General features: G+C 63.6%; 14 protein-coding genes. 6 read left to right on the top strand and 8 right to left on the bottom strand.

The features are described 5' to 3' along the window. Positions 1–300: 300 nt before the first annotated feature. Together P0D96_RS15940 and P0D96_RS15935 are read right to left on the bottom strand one after the other, a co-directional pair. Positions 301–756: a type II 3-dehydroquinate dehydratase gene (locus P0D96_RS15940; RefSeq protein WP_132378728.1), complete on the bottom strand. Its 456-nt coding sequence runs from the start codon at positions 754–756 to the stop codon at positions 301–303. Positions 757–815: 59 nt separating this feature from the next. Beyond that, positions 816–2,192, bottom strand: a complete 1,377-nt coding sequence (locus P0D96_RS15935) for an MFS transporter (RefSeq protein WP_132378726.1) — start codon at positions 2,190–2,192, stop codon at positions 816–818. Positions 2,193–2,428: 236 nt separating this feature from the next. Between P0D96_RS15935 and P0D96_RS15930 the strand changes: the two genes are divergently transcribed. Beyond that, on the top strand, positions 2,429–3,211 hold the full coding sequence (locus P0D96_RS15930; RefSeq protein ID WP_132378724.1) for an IclR family transcriptional regulator: 783 nt from the start codon (positions 2,429–2,431) through the stop codon (positions 3,209–3,211). Here P0D96_RS15930 and P0D96_RS15925 read toward each other — a convergent pair. The 3 genes from P0D96_RS15925 to P0D96_RS15915 form a co-directional block, all read right to left on the bottom strand. Continuing rightward, the gene (locus tag P0D96_RS15925; RefSeq protein ID WP_408314239.1) at positions 3,185–4,291 is read right to left on the bottom strand and encodes an SDR family oxidoreductase; all 1,107 of its coding nucleotides are present in this window, start codon (positions 4,289–4,291) and stop codon (positions 3,185–3,187) included. The two genes, P0D96_RS15930 and P0D96_RS15925, sit on opposite strands and share 27 nt — an antisense overlap. 105 nt (positions 4,292–4,396) lie before the next feature. Continuing rightward, entirely contained in the window at positions 4,397–5,260 is an 864-nt protein-coding gene (locus tag P0D96_RS15920) for an intradiol ring-cleavage dioxygenase (RefSeq protein WP_408180226.1), read from the bottom strand. 107 nt (positions 5,261–5,367) lie between these two features. Continuing rightward, positions 5,368–6,045, bottom strand: coding sequence for a hypothetical protein (locus tag P0D96_RS15915; RefSeq protein ID WP_408314237.1), 678 nt, complete (start codon positions 6,043–6,045; stop codon positions 5,368–5,370). Between the two features lie 122 nt (positions 6,046–6,167). On the opposite strand from P0D96_RS15915, the gene P0D96_RS15910 reads away from it, so the two are divergent. Beyond that, positions 6,168–6,473: a hypothetical protein gene (locus P0D96_RS15910; protein ID WP_408314236.1), complete on the top strand. Its 306-nt coding sequence runs from the start codon at positions 6,168–6,170 to the stop codon at positions 6,471–6,473. Between the two features lie 157 nt (positions 6,474–6,630). Here P0D96_RS15910 and P0D96_RS15905 read toward each other — a convergent pair whose 3' ends face one another. After that, positions 6,631–7,509, bottom strand: coding sequence for an SDR family oxidoreductase (locus P0D96_RS15905; protein WP_408314234.1), 879 nt, complete (start codon positions 7,507–7,509; stop codon positions 6,631–6,633). A 118-nt stretch (positions 7,510–7,627) separates the two neighbouring features. Here P0D96_RS15905 and P0D96_RS15900 point away from each other — a divergent pair, with 118 nt between their 5' ends. Next, entirely contained in the window at positions 7,628–8,512 is an 885-nt protein-coding gene (locus tag P0D96_RS15900) for a LysR family transcriptional regulator (protein WP_408180231.1), read from the top strand. Positions 8,513–8,568: 56 nt separating this feature from the next. Here P0D96_RS15900 and P0D96_RS15895 read toward each other — a convergent pair whose 3' ends face one another. Further along, the gene (locus tag P0D96_RS15895; protein ID WP_132378712.1) at positions 8,569–9,201 is read right to left on the bottom strand and encodes a Vgb family protein; all 633 of its coding nucleotides are present in this window, start codon (positions 9,199–9,201) and stop codon (positions 8,569–8,571) included. Positions 9,202–9,233: 32 nt separating this feature from the next. After that, the gene (locus P0D96_RS15890; protein WP_408314231.1) at positions 9,234–10,454 is read right to left on the bottom strand and encodes a helix-turn-helix domain-containing protein; all 1,221 of its coding nucleotides are present in this window, start codon (positions 10,452–10,454) and stop codon (positions 9,234–9,236) included. 107 nt (positions 10,455–10,561) lie between these two features. On the opposite strand from P0D96_RS15890, the gene P0D96_RS15885 reads away from it, so the two are divergent. The 3 genes from P0D96_RS15885 (at position 10,562) to P0D96_RS15875 (ending at position 14,488) form a co-directional block, all read left to right on the top strand. Beyond that, a complete protein-coding gene (locus P0D96_RS15885) occupies positions 10,562–11,329 on the top strand; it encodes a DUF899 domain-containing protein (protein ID WP_408314230.1) in 768 nt (255 codons plus the stop codon). Between the two features lie 204 nt (positions 11,330–11,533). Continuing rightward, the gene (locus P0D96_RS15880) at positions 11,534–13,171 is read left to right on the top strand and encodes a methyl-accepting chemotaxis protein (RefSeq protein WP_408314228.1); all 1,638 of its coding nucleotides are present in this window, start codon (positions 11,534–11,536) and stop codon (positions 13,169–13,171) included. Positions 13,172–13,477: 306 nt separating this feature from the next. Next, positions 13,478–14,488, top strand: coding sequence for a porin (locus tag P0D96_RS15875; RefSeq protein ID WP_408314376.1), 1,011 nt, complete (start codon positions 13,478–13,480; stop codon positions 14,486–14,488). Positions 14,489–14,543: the final 55 nt, after the last annotated feature.

The raw sequence follows: 14,543 nt of genomic DNA, 5'->3' as shown, positions 1-14,543 counted from the left end.
GAACAGCGCGTTTCGGAAAGGCAGGGCAGTGGCAGTCGGATTCACGGATCTGAGGGGAAAGCTTTTCAAGGTGGACGCTGCGCGGCCGGCGCAGGTCAGGGTCTTGACGACTGATGTCCTCTAGTTGTCTGACCTCTTGGAAGGGATTATACGGGTTTTCCCTTATTCGAAACTATTCTCTGGAATTTCGGGGCAAAAAAATGCCGTGCGCAGCCGGCACGGCATGATGGGTGGAGCGAGCGGGCAAGGGGCGCTGGCGTTGTGCGCGGGGCGACGTACTGGCCGGCCGCGCGCGCAGGCTCAGCCGAAACTCGGACTTTTGCCGAGCGCCATCGCCATCGCCTGCAACGCGATGAGATAGCCGTTCGCGCCGAGTCCGCAAATCACGCCGGTCGCCGCGCGCGAGATGAGCGAATGGCGATAGGTTTCGTCGCGTTTATGAATGTTGGTGATGTGCAGTTCGATCAACGGCCGCTCGATCAGCTTGACCGCGTCGAAGACCGGCACCGACGCGAACGAAAAGCCCGCCGGATTGATGATCACCGCGGCGTCGCGTTCGAACGCTTCCTGCAGCCAGTCGACCATGGTGGCCTCGCTGTTGGTCTGGCGGAACTCGCATTCGAGTTCCAGCCGGACCGCGAGCGCCTCCACCTGTTGCTGGATTTGCGCCAGCGTGGTCGTCCCATACAGATGCGGCTCACGCTTGCCGAGCATGTTGAGGTTCGAGCCATTCAGTACATATACGAGTTCAGTCATTGTTCGGTCGCCTGTCTGCAAATATTCGATGATTCAGTGTCACGCTGTAGAGCCGTTTATTACGTACGATGGCTGTTGCTCACGCCCGCCGTCGCAAAGTCCGCTTCGCCCGTGACGGCCGCCGTCGAGTCGGTGCGGTTCATGTCGATGCCGAGGGTTTCGCGCGCAGTCAGGATCATCACCAGCGAAATCACGTTGAAGACCACGCACACGGCGACCACGCCCCACGGCGAACCGTTGCACACGGCAAAGAGCCACACGGCCAGCACCGGCATCGGACCGCCCGCCACCAGGTTCGCACCGGTGTAGGCGAGCGCGGAGCCGGAGTAACGCACATTGGTCGGGAACGCTTCGGCGAACGCGACCGGTTGGATACCGCTTTGAAACTGCGTGAAGCCGAGGAAGAAGCCCATCGCCGCAAGCATCGGCACAAAGCTCTTGGTGTCGAGAATCTGGAAGTACACGAAGAGCATCAGCAAGGTCGCGGTCGAACCGATCGCGAGCGCTTTCTTGCGGCCGATCCGGTCGCTCAGCATGCCCCCGGCAAGCGCGCCGACGATCGCGCAGACATTGGCGCCCATCAGCAGAAGAAAGCCGGTTTGCTTCGGGATGGCGAGCGTCTTCGTGATGTAGCTGAGCGAGAACACCACGATCAGGTAGAAGATCGCCGCCGGCCCGCAGAAGAACAGCATCCAGCGCAGAACGGTTCTCCAGTGCAGACGCAATGCATCGCGCAGCGGGCTGCCCACGTGTACGACTTCCGTTTTGCGCAGCGCCACGAAGGCAGGCGTCTCGCTGACTCGCAAGCGGATATACACGCCGACGATCACGAGAATGAAGCTCAGCACGAACGGGATGCGCCAGCCGTACGAATCGAACGCCTGCGCCGACATCGTGGACGACAGCAGAAGCAGCACGCCATTGGCCATGATCTGACTGAGCGGCGAGCACAGGCCCAGCAGCCCGGAGTACTTGCCGCGCCGGTCGGCGCTGGCGTGTTCGATCGCCATCAATTGCGCGCCGGTCGATTCGCCGCCGAGCGCGAAGCCTTGCAGAATGCGCAGCAGCACCAGCAGGACCGGCGCCCATACGCCGATGCTCGCGTAGGTCGGCAACAGGCCCATCAGCATCGACGCGAGACCCATCACCGTGACGGTGCCGAGCATGAGGTTGCGTCGCCCGAGCTTGTCGCCCAAATGGCCGCAGATGATCGCACCGAGCGGCCGCGCGGCAAGCCCTACGCCGAAAGTCGCGAGCGAGGCGAGCAGGGCGGACGTCGAGTCCATCGAAGGGAAAAACAGTTTGGGCAAAACCGTGGCGGCCAATGCGCCGTAAAGCGTGAAATCGAACCACTCGAGCGCGGTGCCGACGGCCGCCGCCGTGACCGCTCGCGTGCGCATCGCGGCATGCGTGCCTTGTTGCGTTTCCTGAATCATGTTGTCTCCTTAACCGTCGCCGCGCGGGATGCAGGTCGCAAGCGATGAGCGCCGCCAACCGTTTCCCGCTCTCTTGTCTGATCGATGAACTCGGGGTGCTTTCGACTCGCTATGCGAGTCGCGCCGCCTTGGAACCAAGGTTAGCATCCTTGGGTGGGATGCCGTTCCAGGGTGGAATTTGATCCCATAATGTGCAAAACTACCTGCGCGAACCCCTGCAAAAGACGGAGACCGATATGCCCGGCGTTACGGAGCGCACCCTCGCGGTGCTCGAATTTCTCGCCACGCAAATGGAGGGAACGCCGCTAGCAATGATCGCGGACGAGCTGGATATTCCGCGTAGCGCATGCCATCGGCTGCTCGTCGATCTGAAGCAATGCGGTTATGTGCGGCAGTTGCGCGAGCACGGCGATTACGTGCTCACCACCAAGCTCGTCGGACTGGGGCTCGGTTTTCTCGCGACCTCCGGCATCGTGGACATTGCGCAGACGATGCTCGATCGGCTCGCCGAGACATCCGGCGAACTGGTGCGGCTCGCGATCGTGGACGGCGACCGGCTGACGTGGGTCGCCAAGGCGCAGGGTGCGCTGAAGGGCTTGCGCTACGACCCGGACATGGGCATGGACACGATCCTCTCGTGCAGCGCCACGGGCCACGCATGGATGATGACCATGACCGACGAACGCGCGCTCGAACTCGTATCACGCCAGGGCTTCGGGCAGCCGAAACAATACGGTCCCAACGCGCCGACCACGATCAGCGGACTGCTGAAGTTCGTGCACGCCGCGCGCGAACGAGGCTATGCGACCATCAATGAAGTCTTTGCCCCCGGCATGACGGCCATGGCCGCGCCCGTGCAGCGGCGCGGTTATCCCGCCATGGGCGTGATCAGTATTGCCGGGCCGCTCGTGCGGCTCGACGAAAAACGCATGGCCAGCCTCGGCTCGACACTGCTCGCGGCCGCTTCGGAACTCGCCGCCGCGAGCCACGCGTCACCTCTGTTCAATCGAGGCCGCTAGCCGCGTGCGCGTATCGCTGGGCAGGATGCGCTCCGCCTTCAACCGGTCGAACAGCGCGAAGAAGGCGTCGGGCGTGCTCTGATAATCGAGGAAGCCTGCTTGCCGGCTCTTGCTCATATCCGTGAGCACTTCCATCGGGCGGCCAAGGTCCGCGTCGGTGTGCCACCACGAAGCGAGCTTGCCGATGTCGGCCTCCTTCAGATCGAAGCGCGCGGCGATATCGGCCCATGCCTTGCCCGCGTCCTGCATACGGCCTTCCAGCGGACGTGTTTCGCCATCGAACGGTACAGCTTCAATCCCGAAGTAGCCGGCGATTTGCGACCACATCCATTTCCAGCGGAACACGTCGCCGTTGACCACGTTGAAGTCTTCGTTGCGCGCCTTCTCGGACGTGGCGGCCCACTCGAGGTGGCGCGCGAGCAGCCGCGCGTCGGTCATGTCGGTGAGGCTGTTCCATTGCGCCGCCGATCCGGGGAAGACGAACGGCTGGCCGGTCTGCTTGCACAGCGTCGCGTAGACGGCGAGCGTCACGCCCATGTTCATCGCATTGCCGAGCGCGAAGCCGATGATCGTATGCGGACGATGCACGCTCCAACTGAAATCGTAGCGCTGCGCGGCTTCAAACAAACGGTCTTCCTGCTCATAGTAAAAGTTGTCGACCGGCTGGCGGCCCTGTTCCTCGCGAAACGGTGTGATCGGCACCGCGCCGGTCGCATACGCTTCGAACGGGCCGAGGTAATGCTTGAGGCCTGTCACGAGCGCGGCATGTTCGAGCATGCCTGACGGGCCCACGGCGTCCATGACGTGACGCACCATCGCGCCGTTCACGCGAATGTTGTCTTTCTCCGTCGCCTGGCGCGACCACGCGGTCAGGAACACGTGGCTGAATGCCTGGCCCGCGAGCGCCTCGCTGACTGAGTCGGCGGACTGCAGATCGGCCGTAATCGATTCGATTGCCGGCGACACCGGCGTGCGGCCGCGCGAGAGTCCGGCGACCTGCCAGCCATTCGAAAGCAACTGGTCTGCCAGATTGCCGCCGACAATGCCGCTCGCGCCGATGATGAGTGCTCGTTTTTCCATGTGAATAAAAGTGAGTAGGTGAATGCCTGTCGACGCGGAGCGGTTCTACGACCGGCTTTGATCCGCGGGCTCAATGCGTCTTCTGCGATAGAAAAGTGACTCGTGTTATGTGGATCGGTTCAGCACGAAGTCGAATTCGAGCGTGCTGAACGGCGTAGTCATGGACGTACCGTCCGGCGCCGTGCCTGCCTCATGGTGCTTCCACTGTGCGACGAGCGATGAGCGAACGCCGAACACAGCGTCCGAATCGAGGTACTGGTCGCCTTCGCGGAACACGTGGGTGACGAGGCGCTCGTAGCCCGGCGCAGTGATCATGAAATGCAGATGGGCCGGACGCCACGGATGCCTGCCGAGCGCTGCGAGCATGCGCCCGACCGGACCGTCGTGCGGAATCGGATAAGGCTCGGCGACGATGGAACGGAAGTGATAACGCCCGTCGGCGAGACTATGGAGCACGCCTCTGGCGCGATGCGTGTCGTTGCCGGCGTGTTGCACGTCGTAGAAGCCGTCCGCGTCGGCTTGCCAGACTTCGATGCGTGCGTTGGCCACCGCTTCGCCGTCCGCGCCCTTGACGGTTCCCGACACGAAGCAGGGTTCGCCGCGTGCGCCGTTGGATACGTCGTCGCCGTTTCGATAGGCGGGCGCGCCTTCGACGAAGAACGGCCCGAAGACCGTCGCTTCCGTGCAGCCCGGCGGCTTGCGGTTGGCCATTGCCGTGACGAGCATCGACAAGCCGAGCGTGTCCGAGAGCAGGATGAATTCCTGGCGTTTGTCGTCGGTGATATGGCCGACGTCGGTGAGGAAACGAATGCCCTGTTCCCATTCGTTCTCGCTCAGGTTCACCTCGCGCGCGAACGCATGCAGATGCCGCACGAGGCTCGTGACGACGGTTTTCAGCCGCTCGTCGCCTGCGTGCGCGTGGCGCGCCAGAACCGCTTCCGTGATCGTGTTTTCGTCGAGATTGCGCATGACCGTGACGTCTCCATCCTGTCGGTCATGCGATTATCGGCTTGTTTGGAATCGGGCGCAGGCAAGCGGATTGCGCTGCGCGCGCCGTTCAAATTTACAGCTTGAATTTAGTGGTTATTCCACCATTGGGTGGCTTTCTGTTTATCCCAGGCGGGCAGCACTTCACGATCGATGGATGCGTTGGTCAGCGCCGGAAAGTCCTTTTTGAATGCCGTCACGTCGTCGTCGAACTGGTCGGTCACGCTGATGTCCCACGTCCCGCCGCTGAAACCGGCGACCGCCTGATCGACCAGCGGAATGACCGGTCCCGCGCGCAATTCACCGTCTTTACGTTCGACGATCGTGGCGTCGATATGGCCGAGATACACGATCGAATTTGGTTTGATTTCGACGACCTCGTGAAGCGGCGTAAAGAACATGCCGTGGAACGGGAATACGCCGCTTTGACCGGTAATGCCGCGCATCACATATTTGCCCGGCGCGAGCGGGAGGCGAATGAAATAGTGATTGCCCGTGTCGCTCGTCGTGGTGGCTTGATCGTCGAATTTGAAATTCAAACGATCATCCCGCGAGTCTGCCGCACCGCGCTCCATATGCACGACGATAGGGCTCGGCTGGTAACTGGTGTGATAAGCGTTCTTGAGCGTCACCGTCATTAGCGCGTACGAGTTTTTCGTGGTGTCGACCGAACTCGTCGATGTGGTCGGCGACATGGTGGAAACAGTCGCGCAGCCTGACGTCAATAGCGCGCCGGCAATGGCAAAGAGTGCGATGTACTTTTTCATTACGAATTGAAAGGAGTGTGGTTGGTATTTTGGCCAATAATTAGCGTTGTTTTATGCAGCGTGAATGATGTGGTACACGGCGCATGCCGTGTAAACGGCCGGGTGAATCCAGAACTTGAGGGATGTTTTTATTGGTGGCTTTAGAAAATTCGGGTAATCCGGAAAACCTCGAAGGTGGGACGATCTATGTGGAAGGCACCGCCGGATATCTATTCGGCGGCACAGGCTCATTCATGCTTCTTGGTGTAAACCGTGAGATTCTTCTCATGGGAGTCGTAAAGCCGGACCTGATCTGCATGGCGATTCGCAGCGCGCCGGCCGCACTGGTAATCGCAGGGGTAAATGAAGGTCTTCAGGATACGGTTGGATTTGCTTTAATGTTCGGACAAGTCAAGTACAAAGGGCTGTACGCCGAAGATGCAGATTAAGTTGTCAAAACGTCCCGCTTCGGCAGGGCCTTTTATCCCACGAAACGACGCCCCGCTTTCAGGCACGCTACGCCTTCGGCAATCTCGCGTATCAAGTCCAGCGCCTTGCGCGCGCGGTTGAAGACGTGCAGCGCGCCGGCGCATATATGTTCGGGCATCAACCCTTCGCCCAGGCCGCCGCCATATCCACCGCGAAGTCCCAATAAGATCGCGGCTGCCGGCCGAGCAGCGTCGCGAGATGATCGATTTGCGCTTGCGATGCGACCGCGCCGTTCTGCTGATAGCGGCTCATCATCAGGCGCATGTCGTAAGCGAGCCAGCCCGGAGCGGCCGCTTTCAAACGCTGTTCCAGCACGTCGAGATCGTCGCCACCGTAGCGCACGGTGCGGCCCAGCGCTTCAGCCCAGATCGACACCACTGTTTCCGACGTGATCGCGTCAGGCCCGACCAGCTCATAAGTCTCGCGCGGCAAGCGGCTTGCGGCCCGCTCGCGGCGCAGCAGTTCGCGCGCGGCGGCCTCGCCGATATCGCGCACGTCGACCATCGAAATACCTTTGGCGCCGATCGGCATGCCGTACACGCCGTGCGTCAGCAGCGGCTCTTTCTGGCGCACGTCGTTCTGGATGAAATACGCGGGGCGCAACACGGTGGCGGGCAGATCGCAGTGCTCGATCATGCGCTCAACCGTGTGCTTGCCGGTGAAGTGCGGCACGTCGACATACTCGGCGCCCTTGAACACCGACAGGTACACGACGCCTTTCACGTCGGCTTCGCGCGCCACGCTCAGGGTCTGCAGCGCTTGCGTCAGCTCGTCCGGGGCGTTGGGTGCGAGCAGGAACAGCGTGCTGACGCCGTTCATCGCGCGGCGCAATCCGTCCACGTCGGACAGGTCGCCCTGGACTGCGGTGACGCCGTCCGGGAATTGCGCTTTTTCCGGCGTGCGAGTCAGCGCGCGAACTTGCGCGCCGCTGCCGCTCAGATGTTCGAGGACCTGCTTACCAACTACGCCCGTACTGCCGGTTACGAGGATTGCCATGACTTTCTCCTTGAGGGTTGGATGGACTGGAAGTCAGCCCGTAGACACACAATAGATGTTCCATTTGAGCCGCGAAAGTGCAAAAATCCAGACACCTCGTCTCATATTTGGAACGATCATGGATTTGACGTCACTGGCCGATTTCAATGCGGTGGCGCTGCACGGCGGCTTCGGCCCGGCCAGCCGGGCGCTCGACCGCCCCAAGGCCACGCTGTCGCGGCGCGTGGCGGAACTGGAGGAAACGCTTGGCGTGCGGCTGATCGAGCGAGGCTCGCGCACGCTGCGGCTGACCGAAGAAGGGCTCGTGCTGCACGAGCGCACGCGGGGTTTGATGGCGGAAATTCAGGAGGCGGGTGAGGCGGTGGCGTCGCGCGCGCCGGTGCCACGCGGACGATTGCGGATCAGCGCGCCGGTCGTGTTCGCGCATGTGGTGCTGGTGCGGATCGCGACGCGTTTTGCGTTGGCCTATCCGCAGGTCGAGCTCGAAGTGATTGCGGAAGACCGCGTCGTCGATCCAGTGGAGGACGGCTACGACCTGGTTATCCGCATCAATCCATCGCCTGACCAGCAACTCGTGGGGCGGCGCATTCTCGGCGACGAACGGCTCATGGTCGCGGCGCCCACGATGTCGGTACCTTCTCAGCCCACCGGCGACGCTGCCGCGTTGGCGGTGCCCGCGGTCGTGCTGGTGGCGGCATCGGCGGGTGCGAGTTGGAGCGTGCGCACGGAAGGTGGAGTGAGGACGTTTGCGCCGATACCGGTGCTGCGGCTCTCATCGCTGCTGATGGTGCGCGAAGCGGTGCTCGATGGGCTGGGCGCGGCACTGTTGCCCAGGTTGCTGGTCGAGCAGGATGTAGCGGCGGGGCGGCTTGTTTGTTGGGGTGTGGCGGATGGGCCGCCGGTCGAGATCTGGGCGCTGTACAACTCGCGGCGTCTACTGAGCGCCAAGGTGCGGGCGTTCATGGATCTGTTACAGGATTTGCCGGGACGCGAGCGCAAATAGGCGGACGTAGGCGCCGATTGCGGCTTGCTTTTGCAATCGGCTCCCACCCCGCAACCTCACTTTGGCCGCCGCACCGCCCGCACTTTGCCGCTGCTTCCGCCGCCACAAAAGAACCGATCGCCGCCGTCCGATTCAAGCCCCGACACGCTGACGCCGGACGGCATCTCGAGCCGCTCCTGAACTTCGCCGGTGCGCGGATCGATTCGCCGCAATTCGCTTTCGTCGCCTTCCCACGTGCCGTGCCAAAGTTCACCGTCTACCCACGTGACGCCCGTCACGAACCGATTGGATTCGATGGTGCGCAAAATCGCGCCCGTCTGCGGATCGACTTGATGGATTTTGCGCTCCCGATACTGTCCGACCCACAGCGTCCCTTCGGCCCACGCGAGTCCCGAGTCGGCACCGCCGCCGGGCGCGGGGATCGTGGCGAGCACGCTGCCAGTGGCGGGATCGATCTTCTGGATACGGTCCTCGGCGATCTGGTACAGATGCTGGCCGTCGAAGGCCGTACCCGCGTGCGCGGCGACGTCGATCGAGCGGACCGTCTTGCCGCTCTGCGGGTCGAGCGCGTTCAACGCGTCGCCCGTCGCGAACCAGACGTGCTGGCCGTCGTATGTCACGCCATGCACGCGTTCTATGCCCGCAAAGGGGCCGTACTCGTTGATGATTTCCGCGGCTGATCGTTTCATGGTTTGTCCCTCGTGGTTATCGTGTTGCCATCCTAATCAACCGGCAACGGAGCGGGGAGTAACAAGGTCGTCGTGAATCCGGGCATGGGCGGCGTCATCCAGCGACGCGCCCGCCCTTGGCCCAGCGACTGCACCTTGCCTTGCGCCGCGAGCGTGTCGAGGGTTCGCTGCACGGTGCGCTGGCTCGCGCCAAGCGCGAGCGCGAGGGCCGAACTCGCCCACGACTCACCGTCGGCGAGCAAGGCAAGCACGGGCGCATGTTTGTCCTCGACTGGCCGCGCCAGCACGACCACCTCCTGCGCATGCCGCGGCACCAGCGCGAACCCACGCCGCGTCGCGCTCACGCTGGCCACTGCGCGAAGCACCGAACGCAGCCGCCCGAGTTCGACCCGCAGGCGCGCGCGATGCGATTCATCGGCGGCCTTGGCCCTGAAGGCTCGCGCGACGAGCACGTCGCGCGATACGTCCTCCGGCCATGCTTCGGCCAGCGCGCGCGCGAGCACGAACAACACCGGACGGCTGGCGAGCGAGATCACCGCGCCCGCGTCGCGCACGACGTGACGGCACGCGTCCACGATCAATGCCTTCGATGCCAGCAGCGCTTCCACTTCGTCGAGCAGCAACGGGCGTTCCTCGCCACGCGCGAGCAGCCGCGCCGCGGGTGCGTTCAGAACGAGCGCGGCATTGTCGACCTCCGCCGTCAGGGCAGGAATACGCGCGAGACCCGCTGCGCGCCGGGCTCGTTCGAGCGCGGAGCGCGCCGCTTTGGTCTGAAGACGGCGCAGCGCGACGCCCGCCACGACCAGTTCGTGCGCGGTCCTCAAAGACGGTGGGAACGGTGTGGGATCGAGCCCGGCGAGCGCGCGTTCGGCTTCGTCGAGACGTCCGATCAGCAGCAGGCGCCGCACCGCGAGATAGCGCGCATGAGCGGCGTTGAGCCGGTCGCCGTGCGCTTCGAGCGTGGCGCGAGCGGCTTCCAGAGCCTTCGTGGGCCAGTTCAGATCGCGTGAGACGAGCGCGATCTCGGCCTCGGCGACGATACATCGCGCGCGGGCCACCGGCTCCCGCGCACCGAAGGCACGCGCGGCGCTTCGCACGAGCGCCTTCGCCCGCACCAGATCGCCGAGCTGCGCCATGGCGATGCCGCGCAACGCGAGCGCGGGCGCGTCGTCGCGCAAGGCGACGCGATTCAGCGCGCCGAGCGGATCGCCCGCGGCGAGCGCGCGCGCCGCCGCCGTGATTAGCGAGTCCATGGTCCAGGTGAATCACGCCACACTTGTCACTCCCGTCGTTCGAAGCCCGGGGCTAATCTAGCACGACCAACTCACAGCACTTCGCATAGCGAAGCAAGGAGGCAAGCATGACGACGAAACACAGCATCGGCACACGGGAAGAATGGCTGGCCGCGCGGCTCGACCTGCTCGAAGCGGAAAAGGCGCTCACGCGGCAGAGCGACGAACTGGTCCGGCAGCGGCAGGCGCTGCCCTGGGTCCGAATCGACAAGGCCTACCGGTTCGAGACCGATGAAGGCAGCGCCTCGCTGGCCGATCTCTTTCGAGGACGCTCGCAGTTGCTCGTCTATCACTTCATGTTCGGCCCCGACTACACCGCGGGCTGCCCGTCGTGTTCGGCGGTCGCGGACGGGTTCAACGGTTCCGTCGTCCATCTGGCGAATCACGATGTCGCGATGACGGCGGTATCGCGCGCGCCGCTCGCGAAGCTGCAGGCGTACAAGCGGCGCATGGGATGGACGTTTCCGTGGGCGTCGTCGGCGGGCAGCGACTTCAACTTCGATATCAACGTCTCGTTCACCGAGCAGCAGCAACGCGAAGGAAGCGTCGAATACAACTTCCAGCGTGGCGGCCATGCGATGGATGCGACACCGGCGCCGGCGCCCGTGGTCGAGTTCGCGACCGCCTGCGGGACCGACGCGCCGACGTATTCGCTCGACCGGCCCGGCATGAGCGCGTTCGTGCTCGAAGACGGCGTGGTGTACCACACGTATTCCACTTATGGACGCGGCGTGGACGCGCTGTGGGGCATGTATCAGTGGCTCGACCGCGCGCCCAAAGGGCGTAACGAAACGGGGGTGTGGTGGCGTCGGCATGACGAGTATGAGAAGCACTGAGGCAACTGTGGGCCGAACGCATTGCTGTAGCTCAGGCTCGCTCATTCCCCGTAAAGGGTTTGTCTCTACACAAAACATGCACGCGATTGCCGATAAATGAATCGGGTGGTCGCATCCAAGCAACGACGTGTCGATTCCGATATCGGCACGTGTTGCCATGATGAGACCCGGCTCGATCATTCGATACAGATGCGGGGCGCGTGCATGGTCCGATTCAGTTTCACACAGAAGCTCTGGCTGCCGCTGGTCGTCAGCCTCGTGGCACTTCTCGCCGTGTCGGTGTCGGCGGCGTGGCTGTCGCGGCAGACCCGCATCGAGGAGCGCAAGAACGATCTGGTGAACGTGGCCCATGTCGGGCTCAGTATCGTGACGGAATATGCGGCGCTGGCGCAAAGCGGCGCGCTCAGCGAAGCGGACGCCCGCCGGCAGGCGCTCGAACGGCTGCGCGGTATACGTTACGGCGAGGACGGCTACTTCCTCGTGATCGATTCGACACCGCGCATGGTCATGCATGCGATGAAGCCCGCGTTGAACGGCAAGGATCTCGCCGGCACCGCCGATGCCGACGGCCGTCACCACTACCTCACATTCGCCAAGGTCGCGCAGGCGCCGAACGGCGGCTTCGTCGATTACGTGTTTCCACATCCGCAAAACCCGCCCGCCGCCGCGGTCGGCAAGATCGGCTACGTCGTGCGTTACGCGCCGTGGGACTGGATCATCGCAACGGGCGCTTACGTGGACGACATCGACGCCGCGTTCAAGGAGTCGCTGTATTTCGTCGGCGGAACCTTTGCCGTCGTCGCGCTGCTGCTGTCGGCGCTGGTCTCGCTGACCAATCGCAGCATCCAGCGCACGATCGGCGGCGATCCGGCCTACGTTGCGCAAGTGGCCGGCGAAATCACGCAGGGCAACCTGGCCATTCCCATCGACCTCCGTCACGGCGACGACTCGAGCCTGCTTTACACCATGCAGCGCATGCGCGACGCGCTGGCCCACACGATCGAACAGATCAAGGGCGCGGCCGACAAGGTGGCGACAGGCGCGCGCGAGATTGCCGGCGGCAACTCGGATCTGTCGGCGCGCACGGAGAATCAGGCGGCGTCGCTCGAGGAGACCGCGGCGAGCATGGAGCAGATGACGGCAATGGTGCGACAGACGGCGGAGAACGCTCAGACAGCGAGCCAACTGACCTCCGGCGCGGAGCAGATCGTCAATCGCGGCGGCGAAATGGCGGCGCAAGCGGTATCGACGATGCAGGAGATATCGACGGAATCGCACAAGATGGTGGAGATCATCTCGGTCATCGAAGGCATCGCCTTTCAGACCAATATTCTCGCGCTGAACGCGGCGGTGGAAGCGGCCCGGGCCGGCGATGCGGGGCGTGGTTTCGCGGTGGTCGCCGGCGAGGTGCGCACGCTCGCGCAGCGCAGCGCGGCGGCCGCGAAGGAAATCCGCACGTTGATCAGCCGCGCGGTGGACAAGGTGGGGACCGGCGCCGAATTCGTCGGGCAAACCGGCGCGACGATTCACTCCGCGCGCGAGGCCATTGCAAAAGTGTCGGGCGTCATGCGCGATATCGCGGCGGCGGCCGCCGAGCAAAGCGCCGGTATCAATCAGGTCGGCGACGCCGTCGCGCAGATGGATAGCGTGACGCAGCAAAACGCGGCGCTGGTCGAGCAGGCCGCGGCGGTGGCGCAGACGCTGACCGAACAGGCGCGGCTGCTGCAAGTGTCGATCAGCCAGTTCAACTTGCAGCCGCAGGGTTCCGGCGACGAAGGCGGGTCGTTGCGGGTCCATAGGCCGTCGGCGAAAGAAGCACGCGAATTCGCAGCCGTCGTTTGAGCGTTGCTCACCCATGGACGCACCTGAACGCTCCAAATTAAGAGCGCTGAAAATTGCAAAGCGGCTCAGGTCTGTTATGTTCGCTGCTGGACCGTTCAATGCCTGTTCACATCTCACTCGTGATTCGGCGGCGAGCGTCCGGTCTCAACATGGCAGAGGTTCGTTCCCGGAACACACGTTCGACGTGCCTATGGAGGACTGCATCTGGTCGGCGCCGCGAAAACTTCACTCGACAAGCCGCGACGAAAGTGGGATCCGGTCGCGCAGATCGCCGCCTGGAGCCGTCGCGTGGGCTGGCGCGCGGGCATGGGCGGCGCGGGGCTGCTATTTTGCTTGCAGAGCGCGGCGGCCTCGGATGGCGGCGGGGGCACCGTTACGCTGTATGGCGTGCTGGACACGAGTCTCGAAGTAACCGACCCAGGGTCCGGCTGGACCCCACGTCTGGACTCGGGGGCCTATCGCGGTTCGCGGGTCGGCTTGCGGGGCAGCGAGCCGCTCGGCAACGGCACCGACCTGCTCTTCACGCTGGAAAACGGCTTTAGCTCGGTCGACGGCACGCTTCAGACTCCCGGTGTTCTATTCAACCGACAGGCGTGGATCGGCGCGCGGAACGCCTGGGGCGAGGTGCGCTTCGGCCGGCAATATTCGCCCATCTATATCCCGTTCAAGGGCGACCTCGATGCGTTCGGCGCCGGCACGATCGCGTCCGGGCTGAACAACCTGTCGAAGATCACACCCTACGCGAGCAACGCGATCGAGTATCTGTCGCCGGTCGTCGGCGGATTCAGCGCGACGGTCATGATGGCCACGCGCGATCCGTCGGAGAACGACGGCAACGGTATCGACGGATACTACGTCACCGCCACCTATCAGCTCGACAACCTCAGGCTGTTGTACGCGCGTCAGCAGACGCACGGCGCGGGTGCGCTGCGGGCGAATCTCGGCGGCGCGACCTACGCGATCGATAAAGTGCGGGTGTGGCTCGCGTTCTTCAACGGCGATGGCGGCACGCCGCTTTATCACGGCGCGGGCGGATCGCTCTCAGCGCAATACAGCTTTTCTGCGAATGCGCGCGCGTCACTGGGCTATGCGCACGTGCGCGACTATACCGGCGCGGGCGCGAGCGCCGACCAGTTCAGCATGGCGTTCGAATACAACGTTTCGCGTACTTTGCTGTTCTATTTCAGCGCGGCCTATCTGGCGAATCACGACGATGCGAGCTTCACGCTGCGTGGCGTCAACGTGACCGGGCTGCCGGTCGCGTATCCCGGCGCGCCGGTCAAGGGTGTGCAGCTTGGCGTGTTGGAGCGCTTCTGATCTGCGTGAGCAGACTAAATTGGATTGTCCGTTGTTATGCCACGCAAGTGGCAGG

Source organism: Paraburkholderia sp. RL17-347-BIC-D (assembly GCF_046027915.1).
Classification (GTDB): domain Bacteria; phylum Pseudomonadota; class Gammaproteobacteria; order Burkholderiales; family Burkholderiaceae; genus Paraburkholderia.
The sequence above is the reverse complement of the archived record's forward strand: the minus strand, read 5'-3'. Positions and strand labels throughout refer to the sequence as shown.